Source organism: Streptomyces sp. NPDC088261, assembly GCF_044740805.1.
In the GTDB taxonomy this organism is placed as follows: domain Bacteria; phylum Actinomycetota; class Actinomycetes; order Streptomycetales; family Streptomycetaceae; genus Streptomyces.
Genome location: NZ_JBIURL010000016.1, coordinates 124,057 through 143,227, shown reverse-complemented (window position 1 = coordinate 143,227; position 19,171 = coordinate 124,057). Strand labels below are relative to the sequence as shown.

At 69.9% G+C, this 19,171-nt stretch carries 14 protein-coding genes; 8 read left to right on the top strand and 6 right to left on the bottom strand.

The features are described from left to right. Window positions 1-95: 95 nt before the first annotated feature. Complete coding sequence (locus tag ACIODU_RS26920) at window positions 96-488, bottom strand: DUF192 domain-containing protein (RefSeq protein ID WP_401770464.1); 393 nt, start codon at window positions 486-488, stop codon at window positions 96-98. Between the two features lie 41 nt (window positions 489-529). Between ACIODU_RS26920 and ACIODU_RS26915 the strand changes: the two genes are divergently transcribed. Next, complete coding sequence (locus ACIODU_RS26915; protein WP_401770462.1) at window positions 530-1,288, top strand: prepilin peptidase; 759 nt, start codon at window positions 530-532, stop codon at window positions 1,286-1,288. 88 nt (window positions 1,289-1,376) lie between these two features. After that, complete coding sequence (locus tag ACIODU_RS26910; RefSeq protein WP_401770459.1) at window positions 1,377-2,162, top strand: class I SAM-dependent methyltransferase; 786 nt, start codon at window positions 1,377-1,379, stop codon at window positions 2,160-2,162. A 354-nt stretch (window positions 2,163-2,516) separates the two neighbouring features. Here ACIODU_RS26910 and mgrA read toward each other — a convergent pair whose 3' ends face one another. Next, on the bottom strand, window positions 2,517-3,554 hold the full coding sequence (mgrA, locus tag ACIODU_RS26905) for an L-glyceraldehyde 3-phosphate reductase (RefSeq protein WP_356427958.1): 1,038 nt from the start codon (window positions 3,552-3,554) through the stop codon (window positions 2,517-2,519). Between the two features lie 157 nt (window positions 3,555-3,711). Between mgrA and ACIODU_RS26900 the strand changes: the two genes are divergently transcribed. The 4 genes from ACIODU_RS26900 to ACIODU_RS26885 all read left to right on the top strand — a co-directional run bounded on the left by ACIODU_RS26900 (window position 3,712) and on the right by ACIODU_RS26885 (window position 8,090). Then, entirely contained in the window at window positions 3,712-4,473 is a 762-nt protein-coding gene (locus ACIODU_RS26900; protein WP_401770559.1) for an isoprenyl transferase, read from the top strand. A gap of 395 nt (window positions 4,474-4,868) precedes the next feature. Beyond that, a complete protein-coding gene (locus ACIODU_RS26895; protein WP_161306634.1) occupies window positions 4,869-6,191 on the top strand; it encodes a PhoH family protein in 1,323 nt (440 codons plus the stop codon). Between the two features lie 370 nt (window positions 6,192-6,561). Next, entirely contained in the window at window positions 6,562-7,305 is a 744-nt protein-coding gene (locus ACIODU_RS26890; RefSeq protein WP_401770455.1) for a lytic transglycosylase domain-containing protein, read from the top strand. Window positions 7,306-7,451: 146 nt separating this feature from the next. Further along, entirely contained in the window at window positions 7,452-8,090 is a 639-nt protein-coding gene (locus ACIODU_RS26885) for a hypothetical protein (RefSeq protein ID WP_401770452.1), read from the top strand. Between the two features lie 41 nt (window positions 8,091-8,131). Here ACIODU_RS26885 and ACIODU_RS26880 read toward each other — a convergent pair whose 3' ends face one another. Further along, a complete protein-coding gene (locus ACIODU_RS26880) occupies window positions 8,132-12,493 on the bottom strand; it encodes a hypothetical protein (protein ID WP_401770449.1) in 4,362 nt (1,453 codons plus the stop codon). Window positions 12,494-13,094: 601 nt separating this feature from the next. On the opposite strand from ACIODU_RS26880, the gene ACIODU_RS26875 reads away from it, so the two are divergent. Then, on the top strand, window positions 13,095-14,498 hold the full coding sequence (locus ACIODU_RS26875) for an AI-2E family transporter (protein WP_401770446.1): 1,404 nt from the start codon (window positions 13,095-13,097) through the stop codon (window positions 14,496-14,498). Window positions 14,499-14,588: 90 nt separating this feature from the next. Here ACIODU_RS26875 and ACIODU_RS26870 read toward each other — a convergent pair whose 3' ends face one another. The 3 genes from ACIODU_RS26870 to ACIODU_RS26860 all read right to left on the bottom strand — a co-directional run bounded on the left by ACIODU_RS26870 (window position 14,589) and on the right by ACIODU_RS26860 (window position 16,566). Further along, window positions 14,589-15,125: a hypothetical protein gene (locus ACIODU_RS26870; RefSeq protein WP_401770443.1), complete on the bottom strand. Its 537-nt coding sequence runs from the start codon at window positions 15,123-15,125 to the stop codon at window positions 14,589-14,591. Window positions 15,126-15,465: 340 nt separating this feature from the next. Next, the gene (locus ACIODU_RS26865) at window positions 15,466-16,005 is read right to left on the bottom strand and encodes an alkyl hydroperoxide reductase (protein ID WP_401770440.1); all 540 of its coding nucleotides are present in this window, start codon (window positions 16,003-16,005) and stop codon (window positions 15,466-15,468) included. A 6-nt stretch (window positions 16,006-16,011) separates the two neighbouring features. Then, complete coding sequence (locus tag ACIODU_RS26860) at window positions 16,012-16,566, bottom strand: peroxiredoxin (RefSeq protein WP_401770438.1); 555 nt, start codon at window positions 16,564-16,566, stop codon at window positions 16,012-16,014. A gap of 317 nt (window positions 16,567-16,883) precedes the next feature. On the opposite strand from ACIODU_RS26860, the gene ACIODU_RS26855 reads away from it, so the two are divergent. Then, window positions 16,884-19,136: a transglycosylase domain-containing protein gene (locus ACIODU_RS26855; RefSeq protein ID WP_401770435.1), complete on the top strand. Its 2,253-nt coding sequence runs from the start codon at window positions 16,884-16,886 to the stop codon at window positions 19,134-19,136. Window positions 19,137-19,171 lie beyond the last annotated feature (35 nt).

Here is a 19,171-nt window from a genome sequence, read left to right as displayed (position 1 = left end):
TGCCGACGCCGGTCCCGGCAGCCGTACCGGCGTCGACATCCGCACCTGCACCCGCACCGAACCCCGCCCGGGCCGCCAGCCCGGGCGGGGTTCCGCTATTCCGCCGTCCGCACCCCCACCCGCGTCCCCACCCGCAGCCCCCACCCCGCCATCGCCCCCGCCTCCGCCTCCAGCACGTGGCGGGCCCGCCACCGGGGCGGCGGCAGGCGGCCCGGCCTCAGCGTGTGGACGTCGAGGACCGTCAACTCCCGGTCCAGGTACGCCACATCGATCGCGAAGCGCATCCGGAAGGTGTGCACGCTGCCGCACGGCGTGATCAGCAGCGCGCCGTCGATCCCGTCCCGCCCCAGCAGCCCGCGCCGCCTCGCCCCGTACGACGCGGCGATCTCCAGACCGACCTCGACCCCGACCTCGACCCCGGCCTCCGCCCCGATCTCCGCCCCGGCCCCGACCGTCAACGTCCCTCTGCCATCACGCCAGTTCCCCATCCCCCGACCGTAGACCCGGGCCGCGTCCTACAGTCAGGGACGTGTACGCCACGCTGATCGCCGCCGCCGCCCTCTGGGGCGCCGCCACCGGGCTGCTCGTGCCGCGTGCCGCGTACCGGCTCTCGGTCGGGCCGGAGGACGCCTGGCGGGCCGACTGCCCGGCCGGGCACCCGATCACCGGTCCGGCCGGGGGCTGGCTCGGCGCACCCCGATGCGCCCGCTGCCACGCGACCGGCAGCGCCCCCTACGCCCCCTCCCTCCTCCTCCCCGCCCTCACCGCCCTCTCCTGCGCCGCCCTCGCCGCCGCCACCGGCCCCCGCCCCGCGCTCGCCGTCTGGCTCCTGCTCGCGCCCTTCGCCGCGCTCCTCGCCCGCGTGGACGGTGCCGTCCGCCGCCTCCCCGACGTCCTGACCCTCCCGCTGGCCGCCGCAACCGCCGCGCTGCTCGGGATCGTCGCGCTGCTCCCCGGCGCGGACGGCCCGGGCGGCGGCTCGTGGACGACCGCCGTCCTCGGCGGACTCGCCCTCGGCGCCTGCTACTTCGCCCTCTTCCTGATCAACCCGAACGGCCTCGGCTTCGGCGACGTCAAACTCGCCCTCGCCCTCGGGGCCGCCCTGGGCTGGTACGGCTGGGGCGTGCTCTTCGCCGGCGCGTTCGCCGGCTTCCTGATCTTCTCGCTGTACGGCTCCGCCCTGATGCTCCGCCGCCGGACGACCCGGGGCATCACGCTCCCCTTCGGCCCGTTCATGATCGCCGGAACGCTCCTCGGCCTGCTCGCCGCCGGGCTGACGACCCGCTAGCGGCCCACGGGCCGGTGAAATTCCGTGAAAGCCCGGACGGCCCGCGAAAACAGTCGCCAACTCGCCGCCCCGGTGCCACGATCTCCTCATGTCTGACACCGGTGCCCGTACCTTCGAAGAACTGATCGCGGAGGCCGAAGCCGCGTCCGTGGACGGCTGGGACTTCTCCTGGCTCGACGGCCGGGCCACCGAGGAACGCCCCGACTGGGGCTACGCCCGCCTGCTGGCCGACCGGCTGTCCGGCGCCACCGCCGCCCTCGACCTCCAGACCGGCGGCGGCGAGGTCCTGGCCGAGGCGCTCGCGGCCGGCCGCGCCAGGCCCTCGCTCACCGTCGCCACCGAGTCCTGGCCCCCCAACGTCGCCCGCGCCACCGCCCTGCTCCACCCCCTCGGCGTCGCCCTGGTCGCCGACCCGGACGAGCCCCCGCTGCCGTTCGCCGACGGCGCCTTCGACCTGGTGGTCAGCCGCCACCCCGTGCGGGCCTGGTGGGACGAGATCGCCCGGGTGCTGCGGCCCGGCGGCACGTACCTCTCCCAGGAGGTCGGCCCGGCCAGCGTCTTCGAACTCGTCGAGTACTTCCTCGGCCCGATGCCGCCCGAGATCCGCTCCGGCCGCGACCCCGAACGCGCGGCGAAGGAGGCCGAGGCCGCCGGACTCGACGTCGTGGATCTGCGTACGGCCGCCCTGCGCACCGAGTTCCGCGACATCGGCGCCGTCGTCTACTTCCTGCGCAAGGTGATCTGGATGGTCCCCGGCTTCACGGTCGGGCGGTACCGGGACCGGCTCCTGGAGCTGCACCGCCGTATCGCCGCCGACGGCCCCTTCGTGGCGACGACCACCCGCTTCCTCATCGAGGCCGTCAAGCCCGCGTAGGCGCGCCCCGCCCCCGTCCTGCCCCGGCCCGCGTCAAGTCCGTGCCGTCACCCCTTCGCTCCTGAGAGTGACGGGGAAGCGTGGCGACTTCTCGCCATTTCCCCGGGGCCGTACCGCGAAAAACCCCGGAATCCCGGGCCCCGCACGGGGTCGAACCGCTGCCCGCCCGCCAATCCGGACCCCTGGGGGCGTATCAGGGGGCGCACCAACCCTTACGAAGGGTTATGGTGGAACTCCCCCCCTCGGGCCGGTCCGTATCCCCCCCACGGACCGGCCCGTTTTTTCATGTCCCGACCCTCAGGACCCTCAGGATCATCCGTCGGGACCGTCGGTCAGGGCCCTCAGCCAGGACCGTCAGTTCCGCCCGGCCCAGATGTTCGTGCCCTCGGTGTCCACCGCGAAGGTGTCGATCTCCGCCAGCTCGTCCTCGGACAGCGGCGCGGCCGACAGCGCGGCCACGTTCTCGTCCAGCTGCTTCACGCTGGACGCGCCGATCAGCGCCGACGTCATCCGGGGGTCCCGCAGCACCCAGTTCAGCGCCAGCTGCGCCAGCGACTGACCGCGCCGCCCCGCGATGTCGTTCAGCCCGTTCAGGCGCCGGACGACCTCGTCCGACAGCAGGTGCGGGTCGAGCGACTTGCCCTGGGTCGCCCGCGACCCCTCCGGGATCCCCTTGAGGTACTTGTTCGTCAGCAGGCCCTGGGCCAGCGGGACGTACGCGATGCAGCCCATCCCCGCCTGCTCCAGGGTGTCGAGGAGCCCGTCGTCCTCGATCCAGCGATTTATCATCGAGTACGACGGCTGGTGGATGAGCGCCGGAACCCCCATCTCCTTGAGGATGCGGGCCGCCTCGGCGGTGTCCGCCGCCGTGTACGACGAGACGCCCACATACAGCGCCTTGCCCTGCTGCACGGCCGACGCCAGCGCGCCCATCGTCTCCTCGAGAGGAGTGTTCTTGTCCGGGCGGTGCGAGTAGAAGATGTCGACGTAGTCGACGCCCATCCGCGACAGGGACGCGTCGAGCGACGACAGCAGGTACTTACGGGAACCCCACTCGCCGTAAGGACCCGGGTGCATCAGATAGCCGGCCTTGGTCGAGAGGACCAGCTCGTCCCGGTAGGCCCTGAAGTCCTGCCCGAAGATCTTGCCGAAGTTCAGCTCGGCGGACCCGGGCGGCGGACCGTAGTTGTTCGCCAGGTCGAAGTGCGTGACGCCCAGGTCGAAGGCGCGGCGCAGGATGGCGCGCTGCGACTCGATCGCGTAGTCGTCACCGAAGTTGTGCCAGAGGCCGAGCGAGATCGCGGGCAGTTTGAGGCCGCTGCGACCGCTGCGCCGGTACTCCATGGAGTCGTACCGGTCGTCGGCTGCGGGGTAAGAAGGAAAATCAGTCACACATACTTCCTTATCACGGACTTGTGACAGAGCGGGTTGGGTGCCCGTGGTGCCCGCGCAGTACTGTGACGGCTTCGGGGTCCCTGGGCCGGCCCCAGGATCCCGTCAGAGGACTTAGTGGACGCGCCGGTCCCCACGGAATCGAGAGGTGGACTCAGTGAACCTGCGCGACCTGGTGTACAGGCTCTACGCACGCCGGGTGGAAGGCCGTCTCGACCACGACCAGGTGCCCAAGCACATCGGCGTCATCCTGGACGGCAACCGTCGCTGGGCCAAGGCGTCCGGCGGTACGGCCGAGCAAGGACACCAGGCGGGCGCCAGCAAGATCCTCGAACTGCTCGGCTGGTGCTCCGAGACCGACGTCCAGGTCGTCACCCTCTGGATGCTCTCCACGGACAACTTCGACCGCCCCGAGAACGAGCTGGGCCCCCTCCTCGGCATCATCGAGAACACCGTCCGCCAGCTGGCCGCCGACGGCCGGTGGCAGGTGCACCACGTGGGCACGCTCGACCTGCTGCCCGCCCGCACCCAGACCATTCTCAAGGAGGCCGAGCAGGCCACGCTCGGCAACAAGGGGATACTCGTCAACGTCGCCGTGGGCTACGGCGGCCGCCAGGAGATCGCGGACGCGGTCCGCTCCCTCCTCCTCGACCACGCGAGCAAGGGCACCTCCTTCGAGGAGCTCGCCGAGATCGTCGACACCGACCTCATCTCCTCGCACCTCTACACCCGCGGCCAGCCCGACCCGGATCTGGTCATCCGCACCAGCGGGGAACAGCGGCTTTCCGGCTTCATGCTCTGGCAGAGTGCCCATTCGGAGTACTACTTCTGCGAAGTCTTCTGGCCGGCCTTCCGCAAAGTCGACTTTCTCCGCGCCCTGCGCGACTACGCGGCCCGTCACCGCCGCTACGGAACCTGACCGGAACCTGACCGAGCCCTTGTTTCCCAAGGCCTCCGCGCCCTGACAGCGCCGCCGGGCCGGGCCCGTACCCCCCTCGGTCCGTGCCCACGTCACCCGAGGTTCACCCGCCGTCCGTCATATGCCATGGCATGGCTGAGCGCGTTCCAGGGAATACAGCTTCCAGGTCGACGTCCGAAAAGCCTTCCGGGAGCAGCTGCCGGGCGGATGTCGCATCTCAGCGGACGGCATGGGGCCGTCCGCCCGGGAGGCCCTTTGCACCAGGACGACCGTACGGTCAGACGTACGGGCGACGTGGAGGGCCGGAGCTCGGCCCGCGCACGGGGTCCGCAGCCCGGTCCACCCGCCCGCGACGCCGTCGCACCCCGACCTCATCCGAGGGGGTACGTCCTTCCGTGGTGACAAGCTCGAAGCGCCGCATGCCTGACCGGCGCACCTACGTTCTCGACACCAGCGTCCTGCTGGCCGATCCGAACGCCATGTCCCGCTTCGACGAGCACGAGGTTGTGCTGCCGATCGTGGTGATCACGGAGTTGGAGGCCAAGAGGCACCATCCGGAGCTGGGGTATTTCGCCCGGCAGGCCCTGCGCCTGCTGGACGACTTCCGCATCCGGTTCGGCCGCCTCGACGCCCCCATCCCGCTGGGCGATCTGGGCGGCAGCCTCCGTGTCGAGCTCAACCACTCTGATCCCGGCATTCTGCCCGCCGGCTTCCGATTGGGGGACAACGACTCACGGATTCTCGCGGTCGCGCGAAATCTCCAGGCCGAGGGGTACGACGTCACGGTCGTCTCCAAGGACCTGCCGTTGCGCATCAAGGCGTCGTCGGTCGGACTCCTCGCCGAGGAGTACCGCGCCGAGCTCGCCATCACCGATTCGGGCTGGACGGGGATGAGCGAGCTGACCCTCGCCGCCGACCAGATCGATCTCCTCTATTCGGAGGAGTCGGTCTTCGTGCCCGAGGCGGGCGACCTGCCGGTGCACACCGGGCTGGTCCTCCAGTCCGACCGCGGCAAGGCGCTCGGGCGGGTCACCCCGGAGGGGAACGTACGGCTCGTCCGCGGCGACCGGGAGGCCTTCGGGATCCACGGCCGCAGCGCCGAGCAGCGCATCGCCCTCGACCTCCTCCTCGACCCGGACATCGGCATCGTGTCGATGGGCGGCCGGGCCGGCACCGGCAAGTCGGCGCTGGCCCTCTGCGCGGGCCTGGAGGCGGTCCTGGAGCGCAGGCAGCACCAGAAGGTGATGGTCTTCCGGCCGCTGTACGCGGTCGGCGGCCAGGAGCTGGGCTATCTGCCGGGCTCCGAGGCCGAGAAGATGAGCCCCTGGGCACAGGCGGTCTTCGACACGCTCTCCGCGGTCGCCGGCCGTGACGTGATCGAGGAGGTGCTGGGGCGCGGCATGCTCGAAGTGCTGCCGCTCACGCACATCCGCGGCCGGTCCCTGCACGACGCGTTCGTCATCGTCGACGAGGCCCAGTCCCTGGAGCGGAACGTCCTGCTGACGGTCCTCTCCCGGATCGGGGCCAACTCGCGGGTGGTGCTCACGCACGACGTCGCGCAGCGCGACAACCTGAGGGTGGGGCGGTACGACGGCATCGTGGCGGTCGTCGAGAAGCTCAAGGGCCATCCGCTCTTCGCGCACGTCACCCTCACCCGCTCCGAGCGTTCGGAGATCGCCGCGCTCGTGACCGAAATGCTGGAGGACGGCCAGATCTGAGTACGTATCATCCCCGTGGGCGCCGCCCGGCGAAGCCGAAGAGCTTAGCCGGGCGGCGTCGTGCCGCGCGCCCTTCTCCTCGAAACTCCTGCGGCAAACGGGGTGTGAGCTATCCCACGCAACGATTAATTGCCTCGCGGCGTCGGCTTCCGGCAGAGTCTTGCTTCCGTCAGGCCCCCGCATGCGGCACACCCGCACCTCCAGAGGTGCAGTTCCACACAACTCCACACTTGCCGCCGCATGCCGCCCGAGCACCAAGTGGTGATCCCCGAGCGGGGATCGCCCGTCGGGCCCGAGTCTCCCGTGACCCAGTAGTGCGGAGTCCAGTGCCAGGGGCACGATCGCGTCCGCGAGGTCACCTATGCGGGCGATGCTGGAAGGACACCGTGTGAGCCGGATCTCGGTCCGGGGGTTCGCCGTGGCTTCTGCCACCGCGGTCACCACCGTCGGCGCAGTCGTGGGGGTCGCCTCGGGCGCCACCGCGCAGGTTTCGGACGACAACTTCGAGGCCACCGCAGCCGACACGACGCTCCTCGCAGACATCCCCGCGGGCCAGCAGGCGCAGGTCCAGACCGCGTCGCTGACCCAGCAGGCGGAGGCACAGGCCTCCGCCGCCGACACGGCCGCGCAGAAGTCCGCCGAGGAAAGCGCCCGTCTCCAGGCCGCCAAGGACGCGAAGGCCAAGAAGCAGGCCGCCGAGGACAAGATCGCCGAGGCCAAGAAGGCCAAGGAAGCCGCTGAGGAGAAGGCCAAGCAGGAGAAGGCGGCCAAGGAGTCCGCCGGCTCCATCGGGTCGTTCTCCGCCGCCGTGCAGAGCTCGTACACCGTCGCCGAGGTCCAGGCGATCGCCCGGCAGATCGTGCCGGCCGACCAGTACCAGTGCTTCAGCAACATCGTGAACCACGAGTCGACCTGGAACTACCGGGCCCAGAACCCCTCCTCGGGTGCCTACGGCCTCGTCCAGGCCCTGCCGGCCTCCAAGATGGCCTCGGCCGGCGCCGACTGGCAGACCAACCCCGCCACCCAGATCAAGTGGGGTCTGGGATACATGAACGAGCGCTACCAGAGCCCCTGCGGCGCTTGGTCGTTCTGGCAGGCGAACAACTACTACTGAGTCCCTGACCAAGGGAATCTCGTTCGGCCGTGGGCCGTGCCACCGGATCGGCGGCACGGCCCACAGCCGTCTTCCGTCTTCCGGGTGCCGCGGAAGGGAGAGGCCTCATCGGATGTGGCGCCCTCCCCCTCCAGGAAGGACCGTCCGTGGAACGTCCCGATGAGGTCTCGCACACCTTGGACGAACTCGACCGGTGGTTGCGGGAGCACGCGCCGGGCGACTACGGCCAGCTGTTGCCGCCGGCGGATCCGGACGCGATCGCCGAACTGGCCGCGGGGCGGGTTCGCGCGCACGACGACGTACTGGCGTGGTTGTCCCGGCACGACGGTTCGCAGCGCGATCCGCGCCTGGCGGCGGGCGCGTTCATCCCCAGGGACTTCCCGCTCCTCGGCGCGGTCGGCATGACTCTGGGCCTGGCGGACATGGCGGAGGCCGTGGAGCAGGCCGTGGAGGACGGGGACGAGGAGTTCGTCGTCGGGGTGGAGGCGCACACCCACTGGCTGCCGGTGGCGAGGAACCATACGGGCGGTCTCCTGGTGGTCGACCACCGGCCGGGGGAGGGGTACGGGGCTGTCCTGGAGGTGGACCCGTCGGTCGGGGTGAACGCGGTACGGCGCTGGGACAGCCCGCGGCAGATGTTCACCTCCGTCCTGGCCGCGCTCCGGGACGGTTCGCCGGTCACGTCCGGCAGCGGGGTGTCGGCGGTACCGCTCATCGAGGAGCCGAACGAAGGTCTTCCGCACGTGCGCTGGGAGCCCCGCTACCGGGGTCCGGACACCCCCTAGGCGCGGGGGCGGCCGGACCCCGGCGTATGCCGGTGCGTCGCCTAGGACGTACGGATGGTGCAGACGTCGGTCAGGGTGCAGCCCTCGACGTCCGGGACCTCCATGTAGAAGCCGTCGTTGTCGGCGACCCGCGCCTTCGTGTAGAAGCCGGCGAGCCCGGGCCCGCGCCCGGCGTCACCGTTCTGCTTGGAGACCATGGTCGCCCGCCCGCACGGCTCACCCCAGGTCGGTGGGTCGTACTGGTCGTCGTCGAACAGCCGCCAGCTCTTGTCCGGCTGCTGCTTGGCGTAGAGCTGCGCGCAGACACCGCCGTTCGTGGCGGGGAGCCACTGGCCGCCGCTCTCGCGGGTGGCGGCGAACGGGAATTCGTCGCATTGGACTCCGCCCGCGTCGCCGGTCGCCTCGGGATGTGGCACGAACCCTCCCACCCCGGTCCTGCGGCAGATGGTGTCCCGGTTGTGGTCCTGTGCCGCCTTGCTGGCCAGGCGGTGCATGGGCGTCTGCCGGCTCTCGCTTCCCGGGTGGGACGCCAGTTCCTCCCGCATGAGCCAGTAGTAGGTGGCCGCCGCCGGGTAGCGCTTGGTGTTCGTCTGCCATACGGGGATGTGCTTGGGGAACACGCAGCCGGTGGAGTTGGCCACGTTGACCCCGTTGTCGCACCGCACCTGATCGAAGAAGACCCAGCTGGGTTCCTTGGTCTTCACCGCTCCGGCCGCGGCCGGCCCCGCCGCGGTGAATCCGAGGAACGAACCGTGGTCGAACTCCTCGGTGGTCCCCGGAGTCGAGGCATTCCAGGTGAAGGTGCGGGTCGTCGAACTCCAATGCGAGTCGATCACCGGCTCCCACACCTGCGAACCGGACCACGTTCCGTAGGTGTTGTCACAGTTGGGCGTGCAGGTGGCATCCCAGTAGTCCAGGGTGACCGGCCCGAGGTCGGCGTCGATCGAGAGCGCGCTGACCGAGAGCTTCTCGCGGAAGGACGCCTTGTTCTCCAGCAGGATCTCCTCCCGGACCATGAACACGGCGGTGCCGACGGTCTTGCCGTCGTGGGTCCAACGGATCAGCACGGCCAGTTTGTGGCAGCCCTGCCGTCGCGTGATGGTGTATCCCGAGACGTCGGGGTCGTCGCACCAGGGGACCAGCGGTGTGTCGGCGGCTGCCGCGCGGTCGAGCGAGCGTTGTTGTTCCTGGCTCGCGTACTGGTCGATGTCCGGGTCCAGGGTGATGCACTGGCGGGTGCCGGGCCGGTCGGTGTCCCGGCAGGTCTCGTCCGGCAGGGCCCTCAGGGCCGACGTGGGTGTGACGCCGTCCGGGGAAGGCTGCTTCTGGCGGTCCGTGTCCTCCCACTCCGGGTCGGGGGCGTTCTCGTCCGCCTCCGGGATCACGAACTGGGGCATGGTGCTCCAGTTGCCCGGTTCAAAGGCGACGGCGTCGAAGGCGACGTCCTGGTCGCCGGTGCCGTCCGTCGTCGTGGTGGTGAGCTGGACCTCGGGGGTGATGCCCTTGGTGCGGTAGGCCCCGATGTTCACCCATCGATTGCTGTCGCCGGGCTGGGACACGGTCTTGGTCGACCAGCCGTTACGGGTCTTGATCCGGTACTCGGCCTTGGTGGTCTGGGCGCCGTGGTCGGGGAGATGAACCCAGACACGGGCGTCCTTGTCGAGGGACCTGTTGAGTTTCCAGGTGCCGGTGATCTTGAGGCGGTTGCCCTTGGCGTCGTCGGTACGGGTGTGGCCGAACCAGAAGTGGCCGCCGAAGCCGGCACCGAGCTGGTGGAGGTCGACCTTGGAGGGATAGACGCTCTCGGTGCCGTTGTTGCCGAAGTCGAAGGTGAAGGCGCCGTTGTTGGTCCAGCCGCTGTTGTCGCAGCCTGGTCGGTGGACCGCCGTGCCCTGGGGCACGTCGTCGACTATGAGCGCGCCCGAGGGCAGGCCGGCCGTGGTGCACCGCGGCGGGTAGGCGGTGCCGTCGGGTTCCTCACCCATGCTGGTGGAGAAGCGCAGGAATTCGTAGCCACAGGTGTCGACGCAGTCGGTCTTCCAGGTGACGGGCTTGTGCCACCAGCACATGAAGTCCTCGCGCCCGCAGGGGCCCGTGGAGCCGTTGTCGTTGGAGGCGGCATCGGAGATGCGGCCGGGGAAGCAGTCGTTGGACGTCGGTTCGCAGAACGCGTCCTCGGGTGCCTTGAGCTGGGCACGGTTGTAGAGAGCGCTGCCCTTGGTCGAGACGGACGCGTTGGTGCCGTTCCAGGTGGCGGGCCGGAACGCGGGGACCATGACACCGGGAGACTCCAGGAAGGACGGTGGGTGGGCCGCGAAGCCGAGCACCTTCTCCTGGTAGGGCCAGTTCTGGGGGTGGGCGGCGGCGCTGGCGTCCTCGCCGCCGGCGGCGTTCTCCATGAACGGCAGGCGCCCGGCGTCCCATTCGGGGTTGGCGGGGTTGTTGGCCCAGCCCAGACCCCAGGGGGCGCCGTTGCCCTCGTCGGGGTGGAAGCCCGAGTTGTACGCCCACAGGGCGAAGTACCAGTTCTCCGGGCGACCGCTGGTGCCGTGGTTGGCGATCATGCCGGCGTCGCGGGTCTCGTTCCACTTGGAGATGAGGATCTCCAGGCCCGCGGCGATGTTCGCGGTGTAGTCGAGGGCGGCGGCGCGCTGCTTCTGGTAGTCCCAGGCGGCTCCACCGTGGCCGTCCTCCCGGCCGGCCATCCGCATGTGGTCGGTGACCTGGGTGATGCCGTAACCGCAGTCGGCCTCCGCGAAGTCGACGTCCCAGTCGTTCGCGCTCTCGCCGTCGTAGAGGTCGATGCCGTAGTAGTTGCCGATCAGCGGGTTGGCGGTGACGCCGGGCACGGCCTCGCGGCCGGCCTGCCACATGTTCGACTCCTGGGTGGTGACGCCGAGCATGACCTGGGCCATGGCCCGGCCGCCGCCGGACACGACGGGGTTGAGGAAGAGGCTCTGCGGCGAGTAGGCCGGCATGCCGAGGTTCTTCCAGTTGGCGGGCCGGGATACGTGGGTGTTGAGGTAGCCCTGGATCGCCTGGTCGACGGCCCACTCCACCTGGCGGGGCTTGGGCTGCATCGCCTGGTTGGCGGGGTCGTTGCGCGGCACCGAGCAGGTCCGCTCGTCCTCGACCGGGTCGTTCGGCGAACTGGCGAACGTCGAGACCGCGGCGGTCTTCTTCGCGCCCGTGGTCTTCTTTGCTCCCGTGGTCTTCATCGCGCCGCCGGCGCGCAGGCCCGGAGAGAGGGCGCGTCCGTCGGCGGAGTGGCGCGAGGAGACCTTCGCCGTGACGGCGCGCAGCGTGCGGGTGGTGCCGGAGCGGCGCAGAGTCACGTCGAGGTCGACGGGGCGTGCGGTCTCGCTTTCGGCGGGCTGCAACAAGGTGCCCTTGCCGTCGGCCCATCGCTGTCGGGAAACCAGCGCGGTGCCGTGCGTGGACACCCGGCTCTCCTTGCCGGCCTCGGGCAGCAACCCGACGCCGGCCGGTGTCGCGGTGCGGGCCGTGCGGGCCGGGCCGGTGACGTACACGGTGGAGAGGCTGCGGGTCACGCCGAGGGTGGTGAGCGGGCCGGACGCAACGGCCACCGGCGAGGCCTTCGCCGCGTCAGGGCGGGTCAGGGCGGGGGTGGTGAGGTGTCTGGCGGTGGCGGTGGCGCCGCGGTGGTCGAGATAGAGCAGGCCGCCGCGTGCGTCCGGCGTGAGCCGGAAGGGCACTCCGTCGGTACGGGTGACCGTCTTGGCGCGGCCCTTGGCGTCGAGGCGTACGACCTGAGCACCGCGGGCGGCCAGCGTGGTGCCGTCCGGGCCGGGCACCGCCGAGGTGACCTGCCCCTTCACGGTGACGGGTGTGTCGGTGCGACCGGTTCGGGCGTCCAGACGCAGGAGCCGGGTGCCCGGCCGCTCGTCGGTGCCGGACTGGGTGAGCACGGCGGTGTCGTCGCTGCCGCAGCCGGGGTTGTAGTAGGAGAGCGAGGTCAGCACGGGCAGTTTGCGTACCGCGCCGGAGGCCAGGTTCACCACCGCGGTGAAGCCGCCGCGGGCCATCAGCTCGGGCTTGTTGGTGAAGGTGCGCGGGGCGTACACGACGACGGCGTACCGGCCGGTGCCGGTCGTACAGGCGTTGCCGATCCAGGAGTCGGCGTCGAAACCGGGCTCGGCGAGTGTGGCGACGGCCTTCCACGCGTAGCCGGACGCGCCGGTCGCGGTCAGCAGGTGGAAGCCGTCGGCGTCCCCGCTGGTCGTCCAGGCGACGTCCGGCGAGGACGCCCAGTTTTCACCCAGCAGGTCGGCGCGCTCACCCGGCGGGATGGACGAAGGGTGGGCGGACGGCTTGGGGGCCGGCGTACCGGCGGGGGCGGCGCCCGCGGACGGGACGGTTGAGGAGAGGACCCCGCCCAGCATCACGGCGGCGGTCAGGGCCGCCCATGACGCCCGGGGTCTGAGAATTCGACGGAATGGAGATTTCTGTTGACGCACCTGTGTCCCTGAGGAAGTAGGTTCCGCATCTTGCGGCGATTTTCCGGGTTACGTGTCGATCCGTGCCGCCTGCTGGAAGGTGCCCGATTTATTCATGGCGGCCGTGCGCGGGCTTTCAGGACGGTAGGCGCTCCGCGGACAGCGAGCCAGATCTTTTTGATCCGGGGCCCGCGATTGAGGCAGCGATTAGGACATGGTGCAACGAGGGGAATTTCCGGTCTTGTCCCGGATTCATCCCCGGGGGTCGATCAAGGCAGGGGCGACAATCTCCGAAGTGGCAGAAGTGTGAATGTCCGGCAGGGCCACGAATCCCTGAACCGCATTCGCGGGACCCTCCACCGCGAAGACAATTCCAAAGGTCCGCGTCCGCTCCGGCCTCCGTGTCCTCGAAGCGCTGTGAGGCGTTGTCATGGGAACCCGCCACCCCACCGGCACCTCTGAGTCCGACCCCCAGCGTGTACGGTCGGAACGAGTCGGCCCCGGAAGGGAACGCGTGGGCGGGCGGGACGGGGGAAGAGGACAGATCATGTCAAGAGTGCCGGGGTGGCTGGGGCGGGTAGGTGCGGGGCTGACCCAGATGGGGGAGCGCCTGGACCGGCGCAAGGCCGAGGTGCGGGCGGAGGCGGAGGACGACCTCACCGCCGACCTGCCCGCGTCCGCGCCGCTGCCCGCGCCCGCGCGGGAGAGCGTCCCGCCGCCGCCCGCGTACGCCCCCGCCGTGGCCGCCAGGCCCGACCCCGTCGCCGCCATACCGTGGGGGATCCGCGTCGCCGGTGAGGCCGCCTGGCGGCTGCTGGTGCTGGCGGGGACCCTCTGGGTGCTCATGCGGGTCATCAGCGCCGTCCAGCTGGTGGTCCTGGCCTTCGCCGCCGCCCTGCTGATCACGGCCCTGCTCCAGCCGACGGTCGCCTGGCTCAAGCGCTTCGGCGTACCGCGCGGCGTCGCGACCGCCCTCACCGCGATCGCCGGGTTCGTCCTGATGGGACTCATCGGCTGGTTCGTGGTGTGGCAGGTCCTGGAGAACCTCGACGACCTCTCCAACCGGGTCACGGACGGCATCGACGAGCTCAAGCGCTGGCTGCTCAACAGCCCGTTCCATGTCACCGAGAAGCAGATCAACGACATAGCGAACAACCTGAGCGACGCCGTCGGCACGAACACCGAGGAGATCACCTCCGCCGGCCTCCAGGGCGTGACCGTGATGGTCGAGTTCCTGACCGGCGCGCTGCTCGCCATGTTCTCGACCCTCTTCCTGCTGTACGACGGCAAGCGCATCTGGCGCTGGACGCTGAAGCTGGTCCCGGCGCAGGCGCGCGAAGGTGTCGCGGGGGCCGGGCCGCGCGCCTGGCACACCCTGACCGCCTATGTGCGCGGCACGGTCCTGGTGGCCCTGATCGACGCGGGCTTCATCGGACTCGGCCTCTACTTCCTCGACGTCCCGCTGGCCGTGCCGCTGGCGGTCTTCATCTTCCTCGGCGCGTTCATCCCGCTGGTCGGCGCGGTGATCTCGGGCGCCCTGGCCGTGGTGGTCGCGCTGGTCACCGACGGGGTGTTCACGGCGCTGATGGTCCTGGTCGTGGTCCTCGCCGTGCAGCAGATCGAGGGGCACATCCTCCAGCCCTTCATCCTGGGCCGGGCGGTACGGGTGCACCCGCTCGCCGTGGTCCTGTCGGTCGCCGCGGGCGGGCTGGTCGCGGGGATCGGGGGAGCGGTGGTGGCGGTGCCGCTGGTGGCGGTGACCAACACGGTGGTCGGCTACCTCCGCTCGTACAGCCAGGAGCAGGCGCTGCGGCAGGCCGCCGCGGCCGAGTCGGAGCAGGAGCCGATGCCTCGTCCCACGTCCGGGCCCGGAGAGCCGAAGGTCCTGCCGGGGCCGTCGTCCGAGGCGTCGCTCCCCGCCGAGCCCGAGGCGTCGGCCCACCCGGAGTGACCTCCGAACCGGCCGGCACCGGGGCGGCGCCCGCCCGGAGGGCGGTCCGGCTCCGCCACTGGCCGGGCGGAGCCGGACAGCCGTCCCGCGTCAGTTACACGGAGTCGCGCCGCGCACCGCGTTGATGATGTAGGAGGAGGACGAGGAACTGCTCTTCATCAGAGCCGTGATGTTGCCGCACATGGCGTTCGTGAGGTGCACCGGGCCCGCGTAGCTGCTGAAGGTTCCCTCGTCCTGGGCGCAGGTGCCCCCAATGGTGCTGGGACATATCTTGAGCTTCATGTATTTCGCGCTGGTGGTGTTGTTCTCGAAGACGGCACAGGCGTCCCACCTGCTACCGGTCAGCTTGGTGTAACTGAAGAGAGTTCCCGAGCGGCTGGCGTCGGGAAGCCTTTCCGCGAAGTTCAACTCGTAGCCCGCTCCGCACTCGACCGCGGCAGCAGCCGCTTCCTTGGGATTCACTGCCACGATGGCGCGTGTTTCGGCGCTCGCGCCGGCCGCGAAGGTCACGGCCGCCGGTGTTCTTTCCACCGCGACGGCCTGGGGCGAAGCTAATCCCAGGATTCCCGCAATTGCCGCCGCGGTCGCGAACGCCGAACTCGTAAAGGTTGCACCGGATGCGATCATTGGGCCTCCATCAGTTGTTCCAGTCTCTGACGAAGAGTGACCCTAGGGGGTCTCCGCGTAACCGTCACCCGGTTTTCGGGACGCCTAAAGCGAATTAGTGAAACTGGATACACCGACGAAGCTGAGGGTGACGGGGCGGTCGGCGGGGGTGTGCGACATTAACGGCCAAAGGCACATCTTTCCCAGCCGGATGCGTCACGTGGTGTATTCGGTTGGTCGACAGTGAGTTAGATCACGATTGAAGATTGAAGGGAGATGCGGCTCTCGACGGGCCGCCGGTCCCTCCGGGCGCGGAGGAGCCCGACGCGGATCCACGCGTCGGGCTCCTCCGCGCTACGCGTCACTCCCCCTCGGTCAGCACCGCCTCCGCGTCCAGCGTCGTGCCCACCGCCTGGAGCACCGAGGCGATCCGGAACGCCTCCTGGACCGTCTCGCGGTCCACGCCCGCCTTGCGGAGCGCCTCCTCGTGCGAGTCGAGGCACTGGCCGCAGCCGTTGACGGCGGAGACCGCCAGCGACCAGAACTCGTAGTCGGCGCCGTCCACGCCGTGGTTGCCGAGGACGTTCATCCGCAGGCCGGCCCGGAGCACGCCGTACCCGGGGTCCGACATCAGGTGCCGGGTCCGGTAGAAGACGTTGTTCATCGACATGATCGCGGCGGCCGACTTCGCGGCGGTGTACGCCTCCGGGGAGAGCCTGGCCCTCGCCTCGGGCGCCAGCGCGCGCAGGACGCGGGGCGAGCGGGAGGCGATGGCGCAGGCCAGTACCGTGCCCCAGAGCCGCTGTTCGGGCAGCTCGCTGTTGCCGATGACCGAACCGAGGTTCAGCCGCAGGTCCCTGGCGTAGTCCGGCAGGGCGGACTTCAGTTCGTCGAGTGACACGGTGGATCACTCTCCCGAGAGGAGCGCGGTGGCGTCGAGGGTCCGGTCGCCCTTGTTCCAGTTGCACGGGCACAGTTCGTCGGTCTGGAGGGCGTCGAGCACCCGCAGCACCTCCTTGGGGTTACGGCCCACGGAGCCGGCCGTCACCATGCTGAACTGGATCTCGTCGGACGGGTCCACGACGAACACCGCGCGCCGCGCGAAGCCGTCCTCGTCCTCGATGCCCAGGTCGCGCATCAGCTCGTGCCGGGAGTCGGCCAGCATGGGGAACGGCAGGTCCCGCAGGTCCGGGTGGTCCTTGCGCCAGGCGTGGTGGACGTACTCGGAGTCGCCCGAGAAGCCGAGCACCCGCGCGTCCCGGTCGGCGAACTCGCCGGCCAGCCGGCCGAAGGCGGCGATCTCGGTCGGGCACACGAAGGTGAAGTCCTTGGGCCAGGCGAAGAAGATCTTCCACTTGCCCTCGTACGTCTTGTGGTTGATCTCCTCGAACTCCGCGCCCTTCTCCAGGGAGACACAGGCGGTCAGTTCGAACGACGGGAACGTGTCACCAACAGTGAGCACACGCACTCCTTGTGGGGGGTGGAAGTCCCCTTTCGGGGGCTTGCGGCGCATTCGGCGGGGTCGCGACGCGTCACTGATGGTGGCACAGCGGACACAAGGACGGAAACGCTCCACAACCTTCCGTAACCCTCATGAGTCGGTTTCAGTGGGACGGGTGCTGATTCTCACGTCCCAAAAGAACGGATCACCCGTCCTTTGTCACAGGGTCGGATGTTAGCTTTCTGAGCTGATTCCGGTAAAAGCCGGTGAAACGACAAGATCAACGACAAGAACAACAACAAGGTCGACGACGGATCTGGGAGCGGAGCGACACAGCGATGGGCCGTGCTGACGAGAGACGGGCCCGGCACCGGGGAACCCGCCGGGCACCCAAGCCCAGGAGGAGCGGCATACGCCGGCTCTTCACATGGAAGAAGATGCTCGGCACGTTCTTCGGCCTGTGCCTGCTCGTCATGGGCGCGTTCGTCGTGCTGTACCTGACCGTGTCCGTGCCGGACGCCAACGCGCAGGCCAAGATGCAGAGCAACGTCTACAAGTACAGCGACGGCACGGTCCTGGCCCGTACCGGCGAGGTCAACCGGGAGATCGTCGGCCTGGAGGAGATCCCGCAGCCCGTCCAGCGGACCTTCGTCGCCGCCGAGAACAAGTCCTTCTACCAGGACGCGGGCGTCGACATCAAAGGCACCGCCCGCGGCGTCCTCAACACGCTGTCGGGGAAGGGCAAACAGGGTGGTTCGACCATCACCCAGCAGTACGTCAAGAACTACTACCTGACCCAGGACCAGACGGTCTCGCGGAAGCTCAAGGAACTGGTCATCTCCCTGAAGGTGGACCGGAAGCTGAGCAAGAACGAGATCCTCGCCGGCTACATCAACACCAGCTACTACGGGCGTACGGCGTACGGGATCCAGGCTGCCGCGCAGGCGTACTACGGCGTCGACGCCGCCAAGCTGAACGTCGCACAGGGCGCGTACCTCGCGGCGCTGCTCCAGGCCCCCAGCCAGTACGACTGGGCCGAGGCCACGCCCCTCGGCAAGAAGCTGGTGACGGCCCGCTGGAACTACGTCCTCGACAACATGGTCGAGCAGCACTGGCTGGACGCCTCCGTGCGCGCGGGCCTGAAGTTCCCCGTACCGCACGAGCCCAAGGTCGCGCCCGGCATGGAGGGCCAGACGGGTTATCTGGTCAAGGCCGCCGACGAGGAACTGGTCCGCCAGGGCGTCGACAAGGAGCAGATCGACGCGGGCGGCTGGACGATCACGCTCAACATCGACCGGAAGAAGCAGCGGGAGCTGGTCAAGTCGGTCGACGAGCAGCTGGAGGACAAGATCGACCGCAAGAAGAACAAGACCGACGCCACCGTCCAGGCGGGCGCCACCTCCGTCGACCCGAAGACCGGCAAGGTGCTCGCGCTCTACGGCGGGGTGGGCGCCACCGAGCACTGGCTGTCCAACGCCACCCGCCAGGACTACCAGCCGGCCTCGACGTTCAAGCCGGTCGTGCTCGCCTCCGCGCTGGAGAACGGCGCGCGGACGCAGGACGGCAAGAAGATCGACATCGGGACGGTGTACGACGGCACCAGCAAGCGCCCGGTCAAGGGCAGCGACACGCCATTCGCCCCGGAGAACGAGGACGACCACAGTTACGGGCCCGTCGACGTCCAGAAGGCGATGAGCGACTCCATCAACTCCGTCTTCGCGCAGATGGTCGTGGACGTCGGCCCCGCCAAGGTCAAGCAGACCGCGCTCGACCTCGGGATGACGGACGTCGCGGACAGCTTCCCCGAGCGCCCCGCCATCTCACTGGGCACGATGGACGCCTCCACCTGGGACATGGCGGGGGTGTACGCGACCCTCGACAACCACGGCAGGAAGGTCACGCCGACGATCCTGGAGTCGGCCGAGCACAAGAACAAGCTGGTCGACCTCCCGGACCCGATCGGCAAGCAGGTGATCGACCGGGAGACCGCGGACACCGTGACCCACGTCCTCCAGGGCGTGGTCGCCAACGGCTCGGGCAGCGCGGCCAGGACCGACGCGTACCAGGCGGCGGGCAAGACCGGCACCTCGGAGAACAACAAGTCCGCGTGGTTCGTCGCGTACACCCCGCAGCTCACCACCGCGGTGGCGCTGTTCGGCGAGGCGCCCAAGGGCGGCACCCAGGTCAGCCTGACCGGTACGGCCAACTCGGGCCGCGCCAACGGCGGTGGGTTCCCCGCCCGCATCTGGGCGGACTACACGCTGGCCGCGCTGAACGGCGGCTCGGACGCGACGTTCGACCTGGACTACCGGAAGCCGGTACGGGAGAAGCCGACGCCGACCCCGACACCCACCCGGTCCACCCCCAGCCCGAGCACGACCAGCCCGTCGCCCAGCCGGTCCACCGAGACGCCGGAACCGCCGACGGACACCCCGAGCGCTCCGCCCACCCCGAGCGAGAGCCCGTCGGAGTCGGCCACCCAGTCCCCGCCGGTCACGGCGCCCGTCACCCCGCCGGACGAGACGCTCGAACCGTTCGAGCCGTTCGGTCCGCCGGGCACCTCGCGCGGCGGCCAGGGCCGCACGCCCTGACGCACGGGTGCGGGGCGGGCCGTGAAGGCCCGCCC